Here is a 1,552-nt window from a genome sequence, read left to right as displayed (position 1 = left end):
CTTGAGATCCCATCAGGGGTGAGTAGCGGCCTGCACCGTGGCAGAGTGAGGTCGCTAGAAAACTCTCTGGAGGCCAATCATGCCGATAACAGCAGATCAAACTCAGGCGCAGACCACTACCCCCGTCGATCTTGGCGCAATTTTTGTGTCGTTGGAATTAAGCAAATCGACATGGCTCGTGACAGCTCTATCGCCGGGAAGTGAAAAGATGTCTCGCCATACCGTCACTGGAGGCGATATTGCCAGCTTGTTCTCGTGTTTTGACACCCTTCGCCAGAAGGCACAGCGGCGCAAAGAGAGACTTTACCCGATGGTGGTGATCCAGGAGGCCGGACTCGATGGCTTCTGGCTAGGACGAGTGCTCAGCAAGGAAGCCTGGATAGAGAGCCACATTGTAGAAGCCGCATCAATTGCCATGCCGCGCCGGCATCGCCGGGCGAAGACCGACCGCATCGACGGCGAAACGCTGATCCGCGCATTGATGGCATGGAAACGTGGCGAGCCTCGCGCGTGCTCAATGGTCAAACTTCTCTCACCCGAGGAAGACGACAATCGACGGATTGGACGGGAGCGAAAAACTCTGATTGCGGAACGTGTCTTCCACGTCAACCGCATAAAGGGGCTGCTCTTCACGCAAGGAATTCGGGATTACCAACCTGTCAATCGAGATCGCCGCCAACGTCTGGAAGAACTTCGGACTGGCGATGGTCGGCCACTCTCAAAGCATTTGAAAGGGGAAATCTGCAGAGAACTCGATCGCCTCGAATTGTTGCTCACACAAATCAAGGCTGTTGAAGCCGAGCGAGATGCCTTGATCGTTCAGGAGACGCCGGAAACGCCTAAAGAAGCGACCGCGCTTTTAGGCATCAAAGGAATAGGCCCAGAGTTCGCTACGATACTTTACACGGAAGGCTTGTTCCGACACTTCGACAATCGGCGACAAATCGCATCCTATGCGGGCCTTGCGCCCTCCCCTTGGCAAAGCGGCAACGTCAATCGCGAACAAGGGGTCTCGAAAGCGGGAAATCCGCGATTGCGGGCAACGATGGTAGAACTCGCCTGGCTATGGCTGCGCCACCAACCGAGATCGACTTTAACGCTATGGTTTAAGGAACGCATCGCGCGGAACGCCGGCCGCCTAAAAACGCCGATGATCGTTGCGCTTGCTCGGAAGTTGCTCGTGGCCCTCTGGAAGTATGTGAGCTCCGGCGTCGTCATCGAAGGGGCAATCATGAAAAACGCCTGAAACACAAACTGCTGCGAAACACAGTTTCTAATCCTCAGGACCTGATCAGTCCTGACGGATCCAGGTGAACGGACCGGGTATCCTTTTGGCTTTCAACGCCGACCTTGAGTTTGGTCCCGTTCTCCTGAGCCCGTGCCCATCGAAAGCGGGATAATGGTGCAGCCGCGTGAGAGCGGCGACCGGATGTGAGGTTGTATAGGCCCGAGAACCGGGCCGGTAATTGCTATGGGCTCAGACCGTGGATCCGCCGACGAAGGAGAAATTCGATGCCACGCGATTGAACAATTGACAAAAATCCTGATGTGA

General features: G+C 55.5%; 1 protein-coding gene. It reads left to right on the top strand.

Translation table 11 applies throughout. From position 1 onward, the window contains the following. Positions 1–79 precede the first annotated feature (79 nt). Positions 80–1,246 carry an IS110 family RNA-guided transposase gene (locus tag HGO38_RS30965; RefSeq protein WP_250959627.1) on the top strand — a complete coding sequence of 389 codons (1,167 nt, stop codon included), beginning with the start codon at positions 80–82 and terminating at the stop codon, positions 1,244–1,246. Positions 1,247–1,552: the final 306 nt, after the last annotated feature.

The organism is Rhizobium sp. CG5 (assembly GCF_023701945.1).
In the GTDB taxonomy this organism is placed as follows: Bacteria; Pseudomonadota; Alphaproteobacteria; order Rhizobiales; family Rhizobiaceae; genus Allorhizobium.
This window is presented reverse-complemented; position numbering and strand designations above follow the sequence as displayed.